The organism is Candidatus Accumulibacter necessarius (genome assembly GCF_036625085.1).
The window spans coordinates 450,585-469,580 of the sequence record NZ_JAZKUM010000005.1 but is presented as its reverse complement, the minus strand read 5'-3'; the positions used below and the strand labels follow the sequence as shown (position 1 = coordinate 469,580).

The following is an 18,996-nucleotide window of genomic DNA, read 5'->3' as shown; positions in this document are numbered from 1 at the left end:
CGCCCCGCCCGCGCGTGACGGTGCGCTTCAGCGCAGCTTGATTTCCTTGTAGATCACGTGCTTGCGGGCTTTGGGATCGTACTTCTTGATCTCCATCTTGCCCGGCATCGTCTTCTTGTTCTTGGTCGTGGTGTAGAAGTGTCCGGTACCGGCGGTGGACTCGAGCTTGATCTTGTCACGCATGGCTGCTCTCCTTGTCAGATCTCGCCGCGGGCACGCAACTCGGCGAGCACGACGTCGATGCCATTCTTGTCAATGGTTCGCAAACCGGCGTTCGATACGCGCAAGCGCACCCAGCGATTTTCGCTCTCGATCCAGAAGCGGCGATACTGCAGATTCGGAAGGAAGCGGCGCTTCGTTCTATTGTTGGCATGGGAAACATTGTTCCCTGCCATCGGGCCCTTGCCCGTAACCTGGCAAACACGCGCCATGACTGTTGCTCCAATTGTCGGGGGAAGAAAGCCCGCGATTCTAGCCCATGCAGGCGGTCGGGTTCAAGCGATTTCCTGTTTGGAACGATTCCGACAGCTGTCACGCCGCATCGAATGAGACTTGCTGGTCATCTTCTGCTGCTTGCCGCGTTCGCGCTGCTTGGCATCAAGGCGGCTTTCGATGATCACGAATCGTGCGTGCTGCTGGCCGGGCTTGGCGTTTTCCTGTACGGGTTGCTTTGCGCAACCTATCTCGTCATGTCATGCAGCGGGTGGTTGTTGACGGTCCACGCGCTTGCCGCTGACGCTCCGCCCGCTCAGAACGCTGGCAGCAAACGCCGACATCATCCGTCAGAAAACGCTGGGCCCCTGGACCACAGAAGCGGCCACGTCGCGGCTCCGTTGGCTGGCCTCTATCCTTGACGTTTATTTTGCCTATACTTGCGAAATGCTGTCGCAGTCGAAAAACACCTGCACAACGATGATCGGGAAAAGGATGGTGCTCTTCAGTCTGGACGAAGTGAACCATGACCGACCGATCACCGCGCGAGGTCATTGCTTCCCATATCTTCCATTACAGGCCAGGACAATGAAGACAACGGTTAAAGGCATGTTTGCTTGCCTCCTCATGCTGAGCGTGGCCCTATCACAGGCCGAAATGGAACTGCTTGCTCCCGATGGGAAACGGGTGTTACTCAAGGACGATATGACCTGGCAGTATATTGAGCAGGCCGACGCCCCTGGCAGCCAGGACCGTTATGCCCACCTCAGCGTCGCATTTGTCGACGAGAAGGCCGCTTCCTGCCGCATAGGGCTGCGCATGCGTAACGGCCTCGCGGATGGAATCGACAGTATCGTTCTGAGGTTTTCTGCCTTCACGAAAGACGACATTCTCTATGAAACCGTCAGCAAAGGCTTCCATAGTCTGAAACCGACCAACAATCAACACCAGGAGATCAGCTTCAGAGGCATACCCTGCAGCGACATCAAGGGCATCCGCGTGCATGGCGGTGATCGTTGCAGCATCGGCGAGCTGAACAAATTCTCGGATGCGCCAGGCCAGTGTCTTGGCAAAGTCGCCATCGAAGCCAGCGACAAGATCTCGATCTACAAACGCTATAGCGACAAGGTATCGCCGCCGCCGAGCAGCGCTGGCGGCGCCGACGATTCCGCCAAATAGGGTCGACGAGCACATCCTGCGACCCCGCGTGCTGGTCTTGGCCGGTAGTGTTCCGGCGCCGCCTTGGCGTGCATCACCCGCGACCAGCCTACAAAAGCCCCCGCTCGGCAAAGGAAAGCGGCGGCGCCTGGGCGGCGACGATGAAATGATCGAGCACGCGCACTTCGACTAGCGCCAGGACATGCTTGAGCTCACTGGTCAGCACCTCGTCAGCACGCGACGGCTCAGCGACCCCGGAGGGGTGGTTGTGCGCCAGGACCACTGCCGCCGCGTTGTACCACAATGCGCGTTTGACCACCTCGCGCGGATAGACACTGGTCTGCGTCAGCGTGCCGCGAAACAGCTCTTCTGCGGCGATCAGACGGTTCTGCGCATCCAGCCACAGCGCCACGAAGACCTCGTGCTCGAGGCCGGCGAAATGCAGCCGCAGGTAGTCACGGACAGCGCCGGGCGAGGCGAAGGTACTGCGCTGTTTCATCTCCTCGGCCAATGACCGCCGCGCCAGTTCAAGGACTGCCTGCAACTGTACATACTTGGCGGGTCCCATGCCGGGCACTTCCGAGAACTCGGCCAGGCTTGCCGCAAACATCGGGTTGAGGCCGCCAAAGCGGCCGATCAGATCACGCGCCAGATCGACGGCGCTCCGGCCCTTGCTACCGACGCGCAGGAAAATCGCCAGGAGTTCGGCATCTGATAGTGATGCCGCCCCACGGGAAAGCAGTCGTTCCCGCGGTCGCTCGTCCTCGGGCCAGTCGGTGATCGCCATCTCGGAATCTCAAGTAGAATGTTCCGGCAATCATTCTAACCAAGTCGAAGAGCCGAGCGCATGGAACTGGCAGGAAAACACATCGTCCTTGGCGTCACTGGCGGCATCGCTGCCTACAAGGCGGCCGAACTGGTTCGCCTGCTGGTCAGGGAAGGTGCCGCGGTGCAGGTGGTGATGACCGAGGCGGCGACCCGTTTTGTCACGCCGGTCACTTTCCAGGCCCTCTCCGGCCGGCCGGTGTTCACCGACCAGTGGGATCCCCGCGTGGCCAACAACATGGCGCACATCGATCTCTCGCGGCAAGCCGATGCCCTGCTTGTCGCGCCCGCCTCGGCCGACTTTCTTGCCAAGCTCGCGAATGGGCTGGCGGACGACCTGCTGACCACCCTGGTGCTCGCGCGCGACTGTCGGCTTCTGGTCGCGCCGGCAATGAACCGCCAGATGTGGGAAAACCCGGCGACCTGCCGCAATCTCGCGACGCTGCGCAGCGACGGCGTGGACATCCTGGGTCCCGCTTGCGGTGACCAGGCCTGCGGCGAGACGGGCTTGGGACGAATGCTCGAAGCGGAAGAGATCCTGCTCGAGATGGTCGCCCACTTCCAGCCCCGGTTGCTGGCCGGGAAGCGCGTGTTGCTGACGGCTGGCCCGACCTTTGAAGCGATCGACCCGGTGCGCGGCATCACCAACCTGTCGACGGGAAAAATGGGCTACGCCATTGCCCGCGCCGCGCGCGAAGCGGGAGCACAGGTCACCCTGGTCTCAGGCCCGGTCAGCCTGCCCTGCCCGCGGGGAGTCCGCCGCATTGATGTCGGCAGCGCGCTGCAGATGCACGCGGCGGTGCACAGCAGGGTCGCTGAAAACGACGTGTTCGTCGCCGTCGCCGCCGTCGCCGATTACCGGCCGGCCACGCCCGTCGCGCAGAAGATCAAGAAAGGCGCTCAGGCCACGCCACCGCCGATCGAACTGGTGCAGAATCCGGACATCCTGGCGGAAGTCGCCGCGTTGCCAGCGCCGCCGCTGTGCGTCGGCTTTGCCGCCGAAAGCGAGAAGCTGCATGAATACGCCGAGAACAAGCGGCGCAGCAAAAGGATCCCACTGATCGTCGGCAATCTGATCAACGATGGCTTTGGCGGTGACGACAACACGCTGATTCTGTTTGACGACGATGGCCAGCACCCGCTGGCACCGGCGCCCAAGCTGCAACTCGCGCGCCAGCTCGTCGCCCGCATTGCCACCCTGCTCGCACAACGTCAATGACCAACCCGATGAACCTGCAGGTAGACGTCCGGCTGCTCGACCCACGCCTGCGCGACAACCCGCCGCACTATGCCACCATCGGCTCTGCCGGACTCGACCTGCGGGCCTGCATCGCGGCACCGGTGGAAATCAGGCCGGGGGAAACGCTGCTCATTCCCACCGGGATGGCAATTCATCTTGCCGATCCTGGCCTCGCGGCAATGATCCTGCCACGCTCGGGCCTGGGCCACAAACACGGCATCGTCCTCGGCAATCTGGTCGGGCTGATCGATTCGGACTATCAGGGCGAGATCATGGTATCGACCTGGAACCGCGGCCTGCAGCCCTTCACGCTCAGGCCGCTCGATCGCCTGGCGCAACTGGTGGTGGTTCCGGTCTTGCAGATGAGCTTCAACGTGGTTGAAGAATTTGCCACCAGCCCACGCGGTGACGGTGGTTTCGGCAGCACCGGCCACGCCTGATTCGGCCCGCCGCACCACGTTGCTCGCCGTGTTCAGCGCTCTGGCAGGCTAACCGCAGGGTTGCTGACGCTCGCGCGCCCTGCCAGCAGCGTGCCCGCAGCGATCAGAAACGCAAGGAAACAAAGGCCCGACCAGACGGCCATTGACAAGCCGAGGAAGAGCCAGTCCTTGCTCGTACAGAAGCCGGTGGCCATGAACATTGCCGGCCAACGCATTCCAAACCAGTCGACGATCTGCTCGATCAGGGTCGGATCACCAAGACCGCACTCCATGCTCGTATCGGGCAGATACTGCAGCCAGCTCTGGTAGGCCGCAGTTGCCAGCCCGCCGGCTGCCGTCAGAGCGAGCAGCAGTCCCCAGAGACGAGGCCAGGCGGGCATCAGCATACCGGCCAGCGCCAACAGGGCGATCAGGAGATAGAGCAGGCGCTGAAAAATGCACAAGGGACATGGCTGCAGCCTCATCCACTCGCCGATCCACCATCCGGCGATCGTCAGGCCAATCGCCGCCAGCGCCAGCAGGCCAAAACAGGCACGCAACGACAGGCGCATCATCCTGCCCGATCAGGCCAGCACGTAGCTGCGCAAGCGCAGCGAAAGTTCCTGCAACTGGCGCACACCGGAGTTCTCGGCACGCTCGCACCAATCCTGCAGCGTCTTGAGAAGGTGCTCGCGGGAGACATTCGAGCGTTCCCAGACGGCCACCAGATCCTGGCGCATGGCGTAGGCCGTTTGCAGGGCACGGCTCTCGCCGAGCAGCAGTTCGAGCCGTCCGCGCTGTTCCTGCGGGACGGTCCCGGCATCCGCCGCCAGCCAGCACTTGAGCCCCTTGAAACGGCTGCCATCCTGCAAGGTGCCAAGCTCTTCGCGATACACCTGTTTCAGCGACCGCGCGTACTGCGACAGAACGTCATAGCGGTTGGTGATGACCGCTTGCAGGGTATCGAAATCGACTACCGGACGCAGGCTGCCCAAACGGGGTCTCGGCGCCACCTTCTTGACCTGCGCCAGGCCAAGCGCGGTGAGGATGCGGATATAGAGCCAGCCCACGTCAAATTCGTACCAGTGGATCGACAGCTTGGCAGAAGTGGGAAAGGTGTGATGATTGTTGTGCAGTTCCTCGCCGCCGATCAGGATTCCCCAGGGGCTGATGTTCGTACTCGCATCGCGCGGACTGAAATTACGGTAGCCCCAGAAATGCCCAAGACCATTGACCACACCCGCCGCCCAGAACGGAATCCAGACCATCTGTGTCACCCAGATCAGCAAGCCTGGCAGTACGCCAAAGATCGCCAGGTCGATGGCCAGCATGATCACCACGCCAAGCTTGTGCCACGGCGAGTAGAGATGATTCTCGATCCAGTCGTCTGGTGTACCCCGGCCGTAACGCTCGAGCGTGTCGCGGTTCCTGGACTCCCTGACGTAGAGAAAGACGCCGGTCCAGAGAACTCGGTGGATGCCGTACACCTGCGGACTGTGCGGGTCGTCCACGGTTTCGCACTTGGCGTGATGCTTGCGATGGATCGCGGCCCATTCCTTGGTTACCATGCCGGTACTCATCCACAGCCACAGGCGAAAGAAATGTGCGACCACCGGGTGCAGATCCAGAGCGCGATGCGCCTGATGCCGATGCAAGAAGATGGTCACCGCGGCGATTGTGACATGCGTCAAACCCAGTGTTATCAACACGTAAGCCCACCAGGGCCAATCGACTAATCCGGCATACATAGACCATCCTCAGGAAAGCGAGCACGAGATTCTAAGACAATATGCCGCAGCCACCAAACCGTATTGCAGCCACGCCGCCTCCGCTGCAGCCGGTGCGGCGATCTGCCGCTCGACCGATTCGCGTCTTGTTGCCCGCGAACGTTTATCCCACACCCACAACCCGTTATGATTGCGCCATGAAGACACGCATACTGCTGGTCGAGGACGATGAGCGCCTTGCCAAACTGACCGCCGAGTACCTGTGCAAGAACGATTTCGCAGTTGACATCGAGCCGCGCGGCAACACAGCCGAAGCGCGCATCCTTGCCGAGCGACCCGACCTGGTCATTCTCGACGTCATGCTCCCGGGCAAGGACGGCTTCGAGGTCTGCCGCGCCGTGCGCTCGCAGTACGGCGGGGTGATCCTGATGCTCACCGCACGTGACGAGGATTTCGACCAGATCCTGGGTCTGGAACTGGGTGCCGACGACTACATTGCCAAGCCGGTTCAGCCCCGCCTTCTGTTGGCACGCATCAAGGCCTTGCTGAGGCGCTCGCCGGTCAGCTCCGGCAGCAGCACGGGCGAGAATACGGCGCCAAGCGAGCCCGCCGAACTGGCCTTTGGCAGGTTTCGCATCAGCCAGGGGACGCGCAGCACCCACCTCGGCGATGACGCCATCGACCTGACCACCGCTGAATTCGATCTCCTGTGGCTGCTTGCCCGCCACGCCGGCAGCATCCTGTCTCGGGACGACCTGCTGCAGGAACTGCGCGGCATCGGCTTCGACGGGCTGGACCGCTCGATTGACGCACGGATTTCCAGGCTGCGCCGCAAACTCGGCGACGACCCGGAGAACCCGACCCGAATCAAGACCGTGCGCGGCAAGGGCTATCTGTTCAGCAAGCATGACTGGCAATAGCAACAAGCTGCTCGCCATCCTCGGCGCTTACAAACCTGCACCGTGGCGAGGGCGATACAGCCTGTCCCGGCTGTTCTTCAACTTCTATCTGCTGGTCATGGGCTCCTTCGTGGCCATCGCGATCTTCGCCGACTTCGTCATTTCGACTGCAGTCAAGGGCATTACCGACGACTACACCAGCCGCTTCATGGGCGGCACCGTCCTCCTGATCGAAGAGGAACTGTTCCGCAAACCTCGTTCGGAGTGGCCGAAGACGATTGCCGCCCTCGACCGGAAGTTCGCCTACCGGCTAGAAATCGTTGACCGCTGGTCACTCCAGCTGCCGCGCAAAGAAGCAGAGAAGCTCGATAACGGCGAGTTGGCGATTGACGCGCAGGGCGACATCATCTACCACCGCCTCAAGCAGACACCGCAGATACTGGTCGTCGGCCCGCTATCGCCGGAACGTAACCCGGAGTACCAGCGCGGAATGCCGCTGGATCTACGCATCAGTCTGCTGACCTGGAGCCTGATCGGTGTCTGCCTGGCGATTGTCGTCTGGCTCTGGGTGCACCCGGTGTGGCGGGATCTTGAAGCCATGCGGCAGACCACGCGTTCGCTGGGCGAGGGCCTTTTCGAGGCGCGCGCGCCGAAGATGCGCAGCAGCGCCTTCAGGCCCCTGGCCGATACGCTGAACGGCATGGCGGAACGCGTACAGCGGCTGATCGCCACGCAGAAGGATCTGTCCAGCGCCATCTCGCATGAACTGCGCACCCCCATAGCGCGGCTGCGCTTCGCGCTGGAGATCCTGGCAGACACCGATGACCCCAGCGAGCGCGAGCGCTTGTGGCGAATGATGGAGTCCGACCTTGATGAACTCGATGGCCTGATCGATTCGAGCCTGACCTATGCCCGCTTCGAGCGCGAGCAGCCTGAGCCGCAGCTTAGTGCGGTCGACCTTGGACCCTGGCTTGAAGAGCAGGTCGAGGGCAGCCGCCTGCTGGCGCGCGATTTCGACCTGCAGGTCGACATCACCGCCCTGCCGCCACAGCTGCAGGTCGAACTCGACCGCAAGAGCATGCCCTATGCCGTGACCAACCTCCTGCGCAATGCCATCAAGTACGCCCGGCTTCGGATCAGGGTGAGCGCGGAGGTTGTCGCTGATCAAATTCAGGTGCATGTGGACGACGACGGTATCGGCATACCGCCGGCGGAACGCGAACGGGTCTTTTCTGCCTTTACCCGCCTCGATCGTTCGCGCGACCGCTCGACGGGAGGCTACGGCCTCGGGCTGGCGATTGCGCGACTGGTGCTGGCACAGCACGGCGGCACGGCCAGTGCCGAGGAATCACCGCTTGGCGGCGCCCGCTTCACCCTGAGTTGGCCACTGTCACAGAACGTCACTGAAAGCTGACGCAATCACGGAAGACACCCGCCCGGCTCGCCCCTATCATTGCGGCCATCTGATAGAGCAATGATCGAGGAAACGAAATGAGCGAATTCAAACTGAACTGCGAGTACTTCCTTGCCACCACACGCCAGCACTTCTTCGCCAGCGACCTGGCTGCCGCTGCCCAGCAGGGCGATCCTGCAGACGATTTTTCCGGCGCCCCCGGCGAGGCAGCACATCACGCACACGCCGGCACATGAGCGCCGTGGCAGAACCTCCTCAGCCCATCCCACTTGCCGAGGGAATCGGTATCTTCCTCGGGATCGTCGGCTGGGACGTGCTTACTGCCGGCGAGGTGGAACTGCTCAAAGCATCCGTTATCGCCGCTGCTGGTGCGCTGGCTTGGTACGGTGTGCGCTGCTGGCGGGCAAGCCGCGACAGGCGACACTGAAACCGCAAGACCTTTGGTAACTGGTTGACCCTCCCTGACGCCCGTCGCCACGATGGGCTTTCAATCCCGCGCATCCCCGGCGCGGGATTTTTTTGTCCACGGAATCGCAATCCCGCCGGCCCGGAGGGTCAAGCCGCTGACGGCGTACCGCCGATCAGGCGGACTTCGCGCTGTGGAAACGGAATCTCGATGTGATGCTCCGCAAACGAACGCCAGATCGCCATGTTGATCGCCGAGCGGACGCCGCCGGTACCCTCCTGCGGGTCAGCAATCCAGAAGCCGAGATCGAGATTGATCCCGCTCTCGGCAAAAGCCGCCAACAGTACCTGTGGCGCCGGGTCGGCGAGCACTCGCGCCTGTGCCTGCGCCGCCGCCGTCATCAGGCGCATGGCTTGTTCAAGATCGGTACCGTAGGCCACCTGCACCGATACCACCACGCGCACGCGTGAGTCCGAGTAAGACTCGTTGCGCACGATATTCGACACCAGGTACTCGTTGGGGATGATCACCTCCGTGCCGGTCAACGTGCGCAGGACCGTGTAACGAGCGGTGATCTGGGTCACCACACCCGAGGTCGCTGCGTCAAGCGCCACCACGTGGCCAATGCGGATCGAACGGTCGAGCAGGATGATGAAGCCACTGACGTAGTTGCTGGCAATCTTCTGCAGACCGAGGCCGAGGCCGACAGCGAGCGCACCGCTGAAAACTGAAAGCGCGGTGATGTCGATGCCGACCATCGACAGACCAAGCAAGAGCGCAATCACCGACAATACGGCCTTGACAAGGCGGCCAAGCACCACCCGAAGATTGGAGTCGAGCGACTCGTTGGCCAGTACCCGTCCCTCGATTTCGCCCGAGAGCCAGAGCGCGGCCAACACCGTGACGACCACCGTCACCAAGCCAGTCAACAGGGTCCACAGGTCGAGCCGCTGGCTGCCGGCGTGGAAGCTCACCTGTTCGAGCATCTCCATCAGTGGTGCCGCAAGTCCCGTGATGTACAGCGCCAGACAGAGCCAGATGCTGGTGGCAATGAAACGCTCCGAAGACGCCAGCCAACTGCTCGGAGAAAAGGCGTGGCGCAGGACATAGATCGCTGCGCGCACCAGCGCCATCGAAAGCAGGAGCGGCACCGCCAGATCGAGCAGGCTGACCGGCCCCAATTGCCAGTACTTGAACGCCTTCCGCACAATCACGACAAACAGCAGCGACAGCAGCGGGAAGGCGACCCGCTTGAGGCTTCCGGTACTGAAGGCCCGCAGCGCACCGTAATCAGCACTTGCCTGTGCGAACTCCTGCCGCTCCCCATAGCGCGACAGACCCCAGGCAAGGAGAACACTCAGGCCCAGCGCGAAGACCTGCCAGAGAAAGGCCGGATCCTGCAAATCCCGCCAAAGCTCAAGCAACAAGGCAAACACGACTTGTTCGTTCATTTTCGCTCCATCACCGCCGCATAGAAGGCATCAGTCCCGTGGCGGTGCGGAAAGAGCCGCAGACGCTCGCCAATGTCAATCGCGATCTCCTGCCTGGCCAGAACTTCCTGCGCCGAGCAGGCAGAAAACTCCGGGTGCCGTTCCAGGAAAGCCTGGACCACGACCTCGTTCTCGGCCTCGAGCAGACTGCAAGTGGCATACACAAGCCGCCCGCCCGGTTTCACCAGACTGGCAGCGGCCGCGAGAATCGCCGCCTGCTGGGCACACAGCTCGGCAACGCTGGCCGGCGTCTGCCGCCATTTCATGTCCGGATTGCGCCTCAAGGTGCCCAGCCCGGAACACGGCGCATCAACCAGTACCCGATCGACCTTGCCGGCAAGCCGTCGGATTCGGGTGTCCCGCTCGGACTCGATACGCACCGGATGCACATTCGACAGACCCGAGCGCGCCAGCCGCGGCTTCAGTCTGGCCAGCCGCCGCTCGGCGACGTCGAAGGCATAGAGCCGGCCCTGCGAGCGCATCAGTGCGCCGAGCAACAAGGTCTTGCCACCGGCACCGGCGCAAAAGTCGGCGACCATCTCACCGCGTTTGGGTTGTAGAAGGAAACCCAGCAACTGGCTGCCCTCGTCCTGCACTTCGATGCTGCCGTCAATGAACAGCGGATGTTTCGACAACGCCGGCTTGCCCGCCAGGCGAATGCCAAGCGGCGAATAGGTACAGGACTCGGCCACCAGTCCGTCCGCGAGCAGCCGCGCCAACACCCCTTGCCGAGACGCCTTGAGCGAATTGACGCGCAGGTCAAGCGGCGCCGGCTGGTTGAGCCCCGCTGCCAGTTGCACCACTTCGTCAGCGCCGAACTGTGCGCTGAACTCCGCGTACAGCCAATCGGGCAGATCAAGGCGCACCGCTGGCGGCAGCTCTTCCATCTTCACCGCCTTGGCCTGCGCCAGCCACTTGCCTTCGGACTCGCTCAACACGCCCTCCAGCTCACGCCGGTTCATCCCCTGCAGACAGGCCAGCGCAGCGAGCAGCAACCGCCGCGAAGTCACCTCGTCGGCGCAACGTGCCGACAGCGAGCGTTTGCGACGCAGGACTGCGAACACCGCTTCGGCAACGAAGCCGCGGTCGGCATGGCCGAGTTCGCGATGCTGGCGAAAATAGTGGCTAACCACCTGGTCGGCAGGAAAGGGCGAGCGCAACAGTTCAGAGAGCAGCGCTTCGGCATGACGAAAAAGGGCAGCACTGAAACGCATGGTCATGGCTCCTGGCTGAGTTCGATGGCGGTCGCCACCTGCACGTAGAGATTGCCCTTGCGATCGACGTGCTGGATCTTCACCGGCAGCAGCGCACGGTCGTACGCCAGCCAAATCTCTGTCGTCGCCACGCCCGGAACGCGCAGATGCAGGGTGCGAAAGGTCCCGGCCGGAATCTCGATGTCCTCGTCACCGACGACTTCGAGTTGAAAGTTCGCATACTTCTTGCCAGTTGCAATCGGCAGGCTGCCGCCCGAGGCGAGGTCGGCGATCAATCCCAACTGGTAAGGATAGGACAGCAGGTCCTGCGATCCCAGGCTCAATGCCTGCGCTGGCCGATTGCCCATGCGCAACTGCATGCTCTCCCAGTCAAACTCGGCGCTCTCGCCAGTGGCACGCCCCTCGCGGCGGGTCATGAAGTGTTCGGGTACCAGTCCGGCAGCCGTCAGCCGGCCGCGACTCTCGACCTCGATCCGCAGCGGCTTGAAAAACGCGACCAGGCCGGTGGTTTCGCTGACTGCGGTGATCCGGTAGGCACCGTCGGCGGCTTCCCACTCGTGGATCGAAAAACCGATCTGGAAACCCTGGTCACCGCGATCGACGCGATAACGGATCAGGCCTCGTGCCGGCAGCGTCGAGGCCACCGGCAGGGGTTCGGCAAGGGGCGACGAGGGTACTGCAGGCTGCAGGTCCTGCTCGGTATCGTGCTCCAGCATTGGCTCCGGCGAGGGCATGGGCGCAGGGATCGCCAACGGCGAGTCGGCTTCGGTCAATAGCGGCAAAGGCGCCGCCGGAGCAGGCGGTCGCCGACGGCTTGCGGTGCTCCGGATCGGGCTGTCTTTCGCTGCTGCCGCCTTTGCCTCAGGTTTCGCCAGCGGCGGGGGTGGCGGTGCTGGTGGCGTTTTCAGTTCGACCACCAGCAGTGGCGGCTCGCTGACGGTCGACAAATCGATGTCCGGACCAAAGAGCGCCAGCGCATGTGCGCCCAGCGAGGCAGCAAAGGCGATGATCAGGACCACTGGCATCGGCTGGCGAACCTACCTGGCAGCGAGCTGTGGCGCGATCAGCACCGCTTCGCCCGACAGCGGCGCGTCCAGCTGGACGCGCCCTTCCTGCAGACGCAAGCGACCTTCGGCAAACCAGCGGACAGCCAGCGGAAAAACCCGGTGCTCCTGCAGCAGGACACGCGCCGCAAGCGCCGCTTCGTCATCTTCGTCGAGTACCGGCACCGCAGCCTGGATAATGATCGGTCCGTGATCCAGATCCGGTGTTACGAAGTGTACGCTGCAGCCATGAATCCGGACCCCCTCGGCCAGCGCCCGACGGTGCGTGTGCAGGCCAGGGAATGCCGGCAACAGCGATGGGTGGATATTGATCAACCGTCCCTCGTAATGGCGCACGAAGTCGCCACCGAGAATCCGCATGAATCCTGCCAGGACGACGAGATCGGGCGCGAAGCCATCGATTGCCGCCGCCAGCGCGGCATCGAATTGTGCGCGCTCGGCGAACAGCCGGTAATCCAGGACGCGCGTCGGCACGCCGCGCAAGGCAGCAGTCTGCAGACCCTGGGCGTCAGGCCGGCTGGAGATGACGCCGACGATCCTTGCCGGCAGCTCGCCGGCGTCCGCCACCGCCAGCAGTGACGCCATATTGCTGCCGCGCCCGGAGATCAATATCACCAGCGAGATCATGCACTAGGCCTTTCGGTGCTGCAGCCAGCCGACGAACGCCGGCAGCAGCGAAACGACGATGATCGCCAAGATCACCGCGGTCAGGTTCTGCTGAATCCATGGCAGGTTGCCGAACCAGTAGCCCGCCAACGTCAGCGAACCGACCCAGCCGACACCACCCACCACGTTGAAGAAGCTGAACTTCGCGTAGGTCATCGCGCCAATCCCCGCCACGAATGGGGCAAAGGTGCGGAACAGGGGCAGGAAGCGAGAAATGACCAGGGTCTTGCCCCCGTGCTTCTCGTAAAAGGCATGCGTCTTTTGCAGTGCCGCCTTGTTGAAAAAACGCGACTGCTCCCAGTGGAAGACCTTCGGTCCGAGGTAGCGGCCAATCTGGTAGTTGAGCATGTTGCCGAGGACCGCAGCGGCGATCAGCACCGCAAGCAGAACGCCGATCTCCATGCCCCCCAGCGCGGCCAGCGCCCCAGCCACGAAGAGCAGCGAATCGCCAGGCAGAAACGGTGTCACCACAAAACCGGTCTCACTGAAGATGATCGCGAAAAGAATGACGTAGATCCACTGCCCGTACTGCTGCACCAGCAGCGCCAGGTGCTTGTCCAGATGCAGGATGATGTCGATGAAGGCAGTCAGGTATTCCATGGGCCGCAAGACGGTGGCAGACGCAAAGGCGCGATTCTACCGGAAGCCGAGCCGGTATAATCAGTCGATGCCTGAAACCGCGAGCATCCATCTCCTGCCCGATCTGCTGATCAGCCAAATCGCCGCGGGCGAGGTCGTCGATCGGCCGGCTTCAGTGCTCAAGGAACTGCTTGAGAATGCCCTCGATGCCGACAGCTCGGCGATCCAGATCCAGCTTGAAGAGGGTGGCGTCAAGCTGATGCGCGTCAGTGACGACGGTCGCGGCATCGCGCGTGACGAACTGGCACTTGCCCTGCTCCGTCATGCGACCTCGAAGATCACTTCGCTCGATGATCTCGAACGGGTCGCTACCCTCGGTTTTCGTGGCGAGGCGCTGGCTTCGGTGGCTGCCGTCGCTCGCCTGACGCTGACCAGCCGTCAGCAGGGCGGCACAATGGCCGGACAGCATGCCTGGCGGCTCGGCAGCGAAGCCGGAGCGATACCGGCGCCGGCGGCACTGGCAATCGGCACCGTGGTCGAAATGCGCGATCTCTACTACAACACGCCGGCACGGCGAAAATTCCTCAAGTCCGACAACACCGAATTCGCCCACTGTGCCGAGACGGTCAAGCGCATCGCACTGGCGCATCCCGAAGTCGCGTTCACCCTCTCGCATAACGGCCGCGTCAGCCTGCACCTGGTGAGCAGCGACACCCGCGGGCGAGCCGGCGCCATCCTTGGCGACGACTTTCTCGCCGAGGCGCGCCAGCTCGAGGCCCGGGCCGGCCCCCTGCGAGTTTCTGGTTACTGCGCCCTGCCGTCCTATTCGCGCGCGCGTAGCGATGCCCAGTACTGCTACGTAAACGGCCGCTTCGTACGCGACAAGCTGCTCGGCCACGCGCTGCGCGAGGCTTACCAGGACCTGCTGCACGGTAGCCGTTACCCGGCTTACTGCCTGTTCCTGGAGGTCGATCCAGCCACCGTCGACGTCAATGTGCACCCGCAAAAGACCGAGGTTCGCTTCCGTGATGCGCGCGCAGTCCATCAATTTGTCTTTCATGCCGTTCAGCGCCTCCTGTCCGGTCCGCTGGTGACGCAGCCCTTCGCCTCGCCTGCCAGCCAGGGGATAGCGCCGGACGGCAGGAAATCACTCGCCCCGGAACATGCGGCCAGCGCGCCGCCAGGTATTCCAGGCAGCCCTGCCTTTGGCTACCGGCTACCCTACCAGGCGCCGCTACGCACAGGCGAAGCCGTCATCAACGACGCCTACCTGAGCTTTGTCCAGGCGGCGCAGACCCCGGCCATGCTGCCGCCCGCCCAATCGCCGGGGACGCTGGCCACCGCCGACAGCGAGGTAGCGCCGCTCGGCTACGCCCTTGCCCAGTTGCACGGCGTCTACATCCTGGCGCAGAACACCCAGGGGCTGGTCGTCGTCGACATGCATGCGGCGCACGAACGCATCCTCTACGAGAAGCTCAAGCGGGCGTTCGACGAACGGCAATTGGCAACCCAGGCACTCCTGATTCCAGCGGTGTTCAACGCCGAAGCGATCGACGTCGCCACTGCCGAAGAACACGCCGAGACGCTGCAGCAGCTTGGATTTGATCTGGCACCGGTGGGACCCCGGCAACTGGCCGTCAGAAGCATCCCGGCACTGCTGCTGGCCGCCGATCCCGCCGCGCTGGCCCGCTCGCTGCTCGGCGAGCTGCGCGAGCATGGCGTCACGCAACTGATGACCGCCCGGCGCAACGAATTCCTGAGCAGCCTGGCCTGCCAGGGAGCCGTACGTGCCCGGCGCCTGCTGTCGCTGGCGGAAATGAACGGACTACTGCGCCAGATGGAAGAAACCGAACGTTCCGGCCACTGCAACCATGGCCGTCCGACCTGGACCCAACTGAGCATGGCCGACCTCGACCGCCACTTCCTGCGCGGCCGATGATCGACAACACAACGCCTGCCGGACACCTGCCGCCGGCCATCCTGCTGATGGGGCCCACTGCCAGCGGCAAGACGCGGGTGGCGATCGAGCTGGCGCGGCGTTTTCCCGTCGAACTGGTCAGCGTTGACTCGGCGCAGGTCTTTCGCGACATGGATATCGGTACGGCCAAGCCCGATGCGGCGACACTGGCCGACTTTCCTCATCGCCTGATCGACCTCATCAGTCCCGAGGAAACCTACTCAGCCGCCCGCTTCCGCGCCGACGCCCTGGCGGCGATGGCCGAGATCACGACCCGCGGCCGGGTACCGCTACTCGTCGGCGGCACGATGCTGTATTTCAAGGCGCTGATCGAAGGCCTCGTCGATCTTCCGCCAGCCGACCGGGCAACGCGTCTGGCGATCGACCAGGAAGCCGCTGCCCGCGGTTGGCCGGCGGTGCACGCCGAACTCGCCAGGGTCGACCCGGCAACCGCCGCCCGGCTGCACCCCATGGACTCGCAGCGCATCCAGCGCGCGTTCGAGGTCTTTCGCCTTTCCGGCCGCCCGCTTTCGGCGCTGATCGCCATCGGCGCCAGGCCTGCGCCACAATACCGCTTCCTGTCGATTGGCCTGCTGCCGTCCGACCGCGCCATCCTGCACCAGCGCATCGCCGATCGCTTCGCCCACATGCTCGCCGCCGGGCTCGAAGCCGAAGTCGAAGGTCTGCGCCAGAAGTATCGCCTGCGCGCCGAGCTGCCGTCGATGCGCTGCGTCGGCTACCGGCAGGTGTGGGACGTTCAGGCAGGGCTCGCACCCCGCGGCGAACTGCGCGACCGTGGCATCTACGCCAGCCGCCAGCTCGCCAAGCGGCAGATCACCTGGATCGGCAACACCCTGCAACCGCAGATCGTCGATTGTCTGCACCCTGACCTGCCAGGCGAGATCAGCCGGCTGCTTGGCCCAATCCTTGACCCGATGGCGAACGCAACGGCCAAGCCGGCGGTCCGGTGATCATCGGCGGCCGATTGCACGATCGCTCCACTGGGAGAGAAATGCGTGTATTTGAAGGTGTCGAGTGTCGGATTTCTTTACACCCCGCAGCAATGGTAATCATCAATTCATTGAATCATAACGTTTAATAAAACTGGCATAGGTATTGCTTTATGTTCAGCGTAGTCAATTATCCATCACCAGCACAGGAACCCATACCATGTCCAGCTTACTCAAAGTTCTCGTCGCATCGCTCGCCGCCCTCGGTATGGCCCAGGCCAACGCCGGTATCTTGAAGGTTGGTGTGGGCGCATTTACACCCGCAGCCGGCCTGATCACCTTCAGCGAATTCCTTGGCGGTACCGTCAATCCAACCTATCTTCCCGCCACCTACGGCGGCGGCGCGGGTTCGCCAACCGTGACCTTCGACGGCTTCTTCAACGGCCAGTCCTTGGGCGCCGGCTGCGGTGGCGCGGCTACGGGCTGCGTCGTGGGACTCGGCACCACCAGCAATCCGCTAAGCCTGGATGCCACCGCACCCGATACCTTTATCACGGATGATGGCGCTAACCCCACCACTCCGGTGCTTTCCGGCTCGCCAAGATTCAATGGCCCGATCGCGATCCTGTTCAGTAACGATCAAGCCGGTGTCGGGCTGGATGGTGGTTTTTTCAATGCCATTGGCGGCACCGCCATCACGGCTTTCGACCGCAACGGCGTCGAGTTGGGCAGCGTCAAGAACGAGGCGCTGGGTATTGAATTCCTCGGGCTGGTCACCGACGATGGATCGGAGAAAATTGCCGGTCTGCTGTTCAGCCTCGTCGGGGCCGAACCCGCCGGTTTTGCCATCGACAACGTTCGTTTCGGCAAGACCGGCGAAGTGATCGTCCCCGGCGTCCCGGAACCCGCCTCGCTGGCCTTGCTGGGTCTTGGCCTGGCCGGTCTCGGCTGGTCGCGCCGCAAGGCCTGAAGGCCGCTCGCTGCCCGCCCTTCGCGGTGGGCGTAGCAGGTGGCGTAGCGGAAAAAGCCCGGCATTGATGCCGGGCTTTTTCGTTCTTCCCGGCCAGTGTTCGATGCGGCCTGGCATTCGTCGTCTACGCTTGCCGGCCAGCACAGGCGCTTTCGGGGATCAGTCCCGCAGGCTCAAGCGGTCGAGCCGCAGGCGCTGGCGCTCATCAAAAAGCCGTCGGGCGGCAAAGCTGACCGCCACCATGGTGCCGAAGCCCGTGCCGCCAGCGATCAGGAACATGACCAGGATCTGGTACTTGACGGCTTCGACCGGTGGCGTGCCGGCGAGAATCTGGCCGGTCATCATGCCGGGCAGACTCACGATGCCAGCCGCGGACATGGCGTTGATGATCGGAATCAGGCCAACCCGGATCGCTTCGCGGCGGCTGTCGGAAATCGCCCGCCGCCAGTCATGGCCGAGCGCCAGACGGGTTTCGATGACCAGCCGTCTCTGTGCAGCATCCTGGGTCAGACGGTCGAGCCCCAGCGAGATGCCGTTCATCGTGTTGCCGAGGATCATGCCAAGCAGCGGAACGGCGTACTGCGGCGCGTACCAGGGGTCGGTGCCGATGACCACGACCAGCGCCAGGACGGTGACCGCAAACGACGACACGAACATTGACAGGGTGCCGACGCCGAACCCCCACCAGCCAACAAAGCGGCGCCGCTGGCGCACCATCACTTCCCGCCCGGCGACCGTGAGCATTACCGCCGCCAGCAGCGCGACCCACGCCGGGTGGGCATGGTCGAAGAGAACCTTGAGCACAAGGCCGATCAGAAACAGCTGCACCGTGCTGCGCAGCGCCGAAATCAGCAGTTGTCGTTCGCTACCGATCTGCATGCGCCATGAAAGTCCGGCAAGCGCCAGGATCAGCAGCGAGGCGATGCCGAGGTCGGCCGGCGAGAGCTGAACCACGTTCATCGCGGCAGCTTCTCGGCCAACTGGCCGTCATCGAGGATGAAGCGACGTTGTGCCACCCGTTCGATCTGGCCGGCATCGTGACTGACCCAGAGCAATGCCGCCTGCCGCTGCCGTTGATACCTGGTCAGCAGCCCCTCAACCCGCTGGGTGCTCTCGTGGTCGAGATTGCCGGTCGGTTCATCAAGCAACAAGGCCACCGGCGCCTGCATCAGTGTGCGCAGCAATGCCAACCGCTGTCTTTCCCCGGTCGAACATCGAGCGATCTCCCAGCTCATGGCCGAGTCCGGCAGGCCCAGTTGCGCCAGCCAGGCCCCATCGACGCCCTGGTCGAAATGGTCGCCGACCCGTTCCGACCACCACTGGCTCTCGGCCAGCACCAGCGCCACCGAATGACGCCAGGCCGGGGCCGGCAGGCTGCTGCAGCTCGCTCCGTCGAGGTAGGCCTCGCCTCCGTGGGGGTCAAGATCGGCGATGGCGCGCAACAACAGCGTCTTGCCACTGCCCGACGCTCCCTCGATGCACACGCACTCGGCAGCACCGATGGAGAGTTCAATCGGACCCACATGGCGAGTGACAAACTGGTCAATCCGCAGCTTAGCCAAGCTTCCCATCATCCCCACAATCCC

The 18,996-nt window shown here is 63.4% G+C and carries 22 protein-coding genes; 10 read left to right on the top strand and 12 right to left on the bottom strand.

The genetic code is table 11. The annotated features are described in order from the left end of the window. Nucleotides 1-27: 27 nt before the first annotated feature. Nucleotides 28-183, bottom strand: coding sequence for a 50S ribosomal protein L33 (gene rpmG, locus V5B44_RS16045; protein ID WP_015767232.1), 156 nt, complete (start codon nt 181-183; stop codon nt 28-30). A gap of 14 nt (nt 184-197) precedes the next feature. Continuing rightward, the gene (rpmB, locus tag V5B44_RS16040) at nt 198-431 is read right to left on the bottom strand and encodes a 50S ribosomal protein L28 (protein WP_287460652.1); all 234 of its coding nucleotides are present in this window, start codon (nt 429-431) and stop codon (nt 198-200) included. A gap of 295 nt (nt 432-726) precedes the next feature. Here rpmB and V5B44_RS16035 point away from each other — a divergent pair, with 295 nt between their 5' ends. After that, a complete protein-coding gene (locus tag V5B44_RS16035; protein ID WP_332359994.1) occupies nt 727-1,611 on the top strand; it encodes a hypothetical protein in 885 nt (294 codons plus the stop codon). Nucleotides 1,612-1,699: 88 nt separating this feature from the next. Here the strand turns inward: V5B44_RS16035 and radC are convergent, their stop codons facing one another. Next, the gene (gene radC / locus V5B44_RS16030) at nt 1,700-2,377 is read right to left on the bottom strand and encodes a RadC family protein (RefSeq protein WP_332359993.1); all 678 of its coding nucleotides are present in this window, start codon (nt 2,375-2,377) and stop codon (nt 1,700-1,702) included. A 60-nt stretch (nt 2,378-2,437) separates the two neighbouring features. Between radC and coaBC the strand changes: the two genes are divergently transcribed. Together coaBC and dut are read left to right on the top strand one after the other, a co-directional pair. Continuing rightward, entirely contained in the window at nt 2,438-3,634 is a 1,197-nt protein-coding gene (gene coaBC / locus V5B44_RS16025) for a bifunctional phosphopantothenoylcysteine decarboxylase/phosphopantothenate--cysteine ligase CoaBC (RefSeq protein ID WP_332359992.1), read from the top strand. An 8-nt stretch (nt 3,635-3,642) separates the two neighbouring features. Next, complete coding sequence (gene dut / locus V5B44_RS16020) at nt 3,643-4,095, top strand: dUTP diphosphatase (RefSeq protein WP_332359991.1); 453 nt, start codon at nt 3,643-3,645, stop codon at nt 4,093-4,095. A 32-nt stretch (nt 4,096-4,127) separates the two neighbouring features. Here the strand turns inward: dut and V5B44_RS16015 are convergent, their stop codons facing one another. Continuing rightward, on the bottom strand, nt 4,128-4,649 hold the full coding sequence (locus tag V5B44_RS16015; protein WP_332359990.1) for a disulfide bond formation protein B: 522 nt from the start codon (nt 4,647-4,649) through the stop codon (nt 4,128-4,130). Nucleotides 4,650-4,658: 9 nt separating this feature from the next. Next, nucleotides 4,659-5,822 (bottom strand): DesA family fatty acid desaturase, encoded by a 1,164-nt coding sequence (locus V5B44_RS16010; RefSeq protein ID WP_332359989.1) that lies wholly within the window; start codon nt 5,820-5,822, stop codon nt 4,659-4,661. A gap of 176 nt (nt 5,823-5,998) precedes the next feature. Between V5B44_RS16010 and V5B44_RS16005 the strand changes: the two genes are divergently transcribed. The 4 genes from V5B44_RS16005 to V5B44_RS15990 all read left to right on the top strand — a co-directional run bounded on the left by V5B44_RS16005 (nt 5,999) and on the right by V5B44_RS15990 (nt 8,541). Beyond that, on the top strand, nt 5,999-6,721 hold the full coding sequence (locus V5B44_RS16005; protein WP_332359988.1) for a winged helix-turn-helix domain-containing protein: 723 nt from the start codon (nt 5,999-6,001) through the stop codon (nt 6,719-6,721). Then, nucleotides 6,708-8,114, top strand: a complete 1,407-nt coding sequence (locus V5B44_RS16000; protein WP_332359987.1) for an ATP-binding protein — start codon at nt 6,708-6,710, stop codon at nt 8,112-8,114. The genes V5B44_RS16005 and V5B44_RS16000 overlap by 14 nt, the downstream gene beginning before the upstream one ends. A 77-nt stretch (nt 8,115-8,191) precedes the next feature. Next, entirely contained in the window at nt 8,192-8,350 is a 159-nt protein-coding gene (locus V5B44_RS15995) for a hypothetical protein (protein WP_332359986.1), read from the top strand. A 5-nt stretch (nt 8,351-8,355) separates the two neighbouring features. Next, entirely contained in the window at nt 8,356-8,541 is a 186-nt protein-coding gene (locus V5B44_RS15990) for a hypothetical protein (RefSeq protein WP_332359985.1), read from the top strand. A 128-nt stretch (nt 8,542-8,669) separates the two neighbouring features. Here the strand turns inward: V5B44_RS15990 and V5B44_RS15985 are convergent, their stop codons facing one another. The 5 genes from V5B44_RS15985 to V5B44_RS15965 are packed head-to-tail and all read right to left on the bottom strand — an operon-like array spanning nt 8,670 to nt 13,554. After that, on the bottom strand, nt 8,670-9,971 hold the full coding sequence (locus V5B44_RS15985) for a mechanosensitive ion channel family protein (RefSeq protein WP_332359984.1): 1,302 nt from the start codon (nt 9,969-9,971) through the stop codon (nt 8,670-8,672). Next, entirely contained in the window at nt 9,968-11,230 is a 1,263-nt protein-coding gene (locus V5B44_RS15980; RefSeq protein WP_434735463.1) for an RsmB/NOP family class I SAM-dependent RNA methyltransferase, read from the bottom strand. The genes V5B44_RS15985 and V5B44_RS15980 overlap by 4 nt, the downstream gene beginning before the upstream one ends. Further along, nucleotides 11,227-12,249 (bottom strand): DUF3108 domain-containing protein, encoded by a 1,023-nt coding sequence (locus tag V5B44_RS15975; protein ID WP_332359982.1) that lies wholly within the window; start codon nt 12,247-12,249, stop codon nt 11,227-11,229. Before V5B44_RS15975 ends, V5B44_RS15980 begins: the two co-directional genes overlap by 4 nt. Before the next feature lie 12 nt (nt 12,250-12,261). Beyond that, on the bottom strand, nt 12,262-12,915 hold the full coding sequence (purN, locus tag V5B44_RS15970) for a phosphoribosylglycinamide formyltransferase (RefSeq protein WP_332359981.1): 654 nt from the start codon (nt 12,913-12,915) through the stop codon (nt 12,262-12,264). Nucleotides 12,916-12,918: 3 nt separating this feature from the next. Next, nucleotides 12,919-13,554: a DedA family protein gene (locus V5B44_RS15965; protein ID WP_332359980.1), complete on the bottom strand. Its 636-nt coding sequence runs from the start codon at nt 13,552-13,554 to the stop codon at nt 12,919-12,921. 67 nt (nt 13,555-13,621) lie between these two features. On the opposite strand from V5B44_RS15965, the gene mutL reads away from it, so the two are divergent. The 3 genes from mutL (at nt 13,622) to V5B44_RS15950 (ending at nt 17,410) form a co-directional block, all read left to right on the top strand. After that, a complete protein-coding gene (gene mutL / locus V5B44_RS15960) occupies nt 13,622-15,472 on the top strand; it encodes a DNA mismatch repair endonuclease MutL (RefSeq protein WP_332359979.1) in 1,851 nt (616 codons plus the stop codon). Next, nucleotides 15,469-16,461: a tRNA (adenosine(37)-N6)-dimethylallyltransferase MiaA gene (gene miaA, locus V5B44_RS15955; protein ID WP_332359978.1), complete on the top strand. Its 993-nt coding sequence runs from the start codon at nt 15,469-15,471 to the stop codon at nt 16,459-16,461. The genes mutL and miaA overlap by 4 nt, the downstream gene beginning before the upstream one ends. Before the next feature lie 145 nt (nt 16,462-16,606). Further along, entirely contained in the window at nt 16,607-17,410 is an 804-nt protein-coding gene (locus V5B44_RS15950; RefSeq protein ID WP_332359977.1) for a PEP-CTERM sorting domain-containing protein, read from the top strand. 159 nt (nt 17,411-17,569) lie between these two features. On the opposite strand, the gene V5B44_RS15945 is transcribed toward V5B44_RS15950, so the two are convergent. Together V5B44_RS15945 and V5B44_RS15940 are read right to left on the bottom strand one after the other, a co-directional pair. After that, entirely contained in the window at nt 17,570-18,370 is an 801-nt protein-coding gene (locus tag V5B44_RS15945; protein ID WP_332359976.1) for an ABC transporter permease, read from the bottom strand. Further along, complete coding sequence (locus tag V5B44_RS15940; RefSeq protein ID WP_434735474.1) at nt 18,367-18,972, bottom strand: ABC transporter ATP-binding protein; 606 nt, start codon at nt 18,970-18,972, stop codon at nt 18,367-18,369. The genes V5B44_RS15945 and V5B44_RS15940 overlap by 4 nt, the downstream gene beginning before the upstream one ends. Between the last annotated feature and the right edge of the window lie 24 nt (nt 18,973-18,996).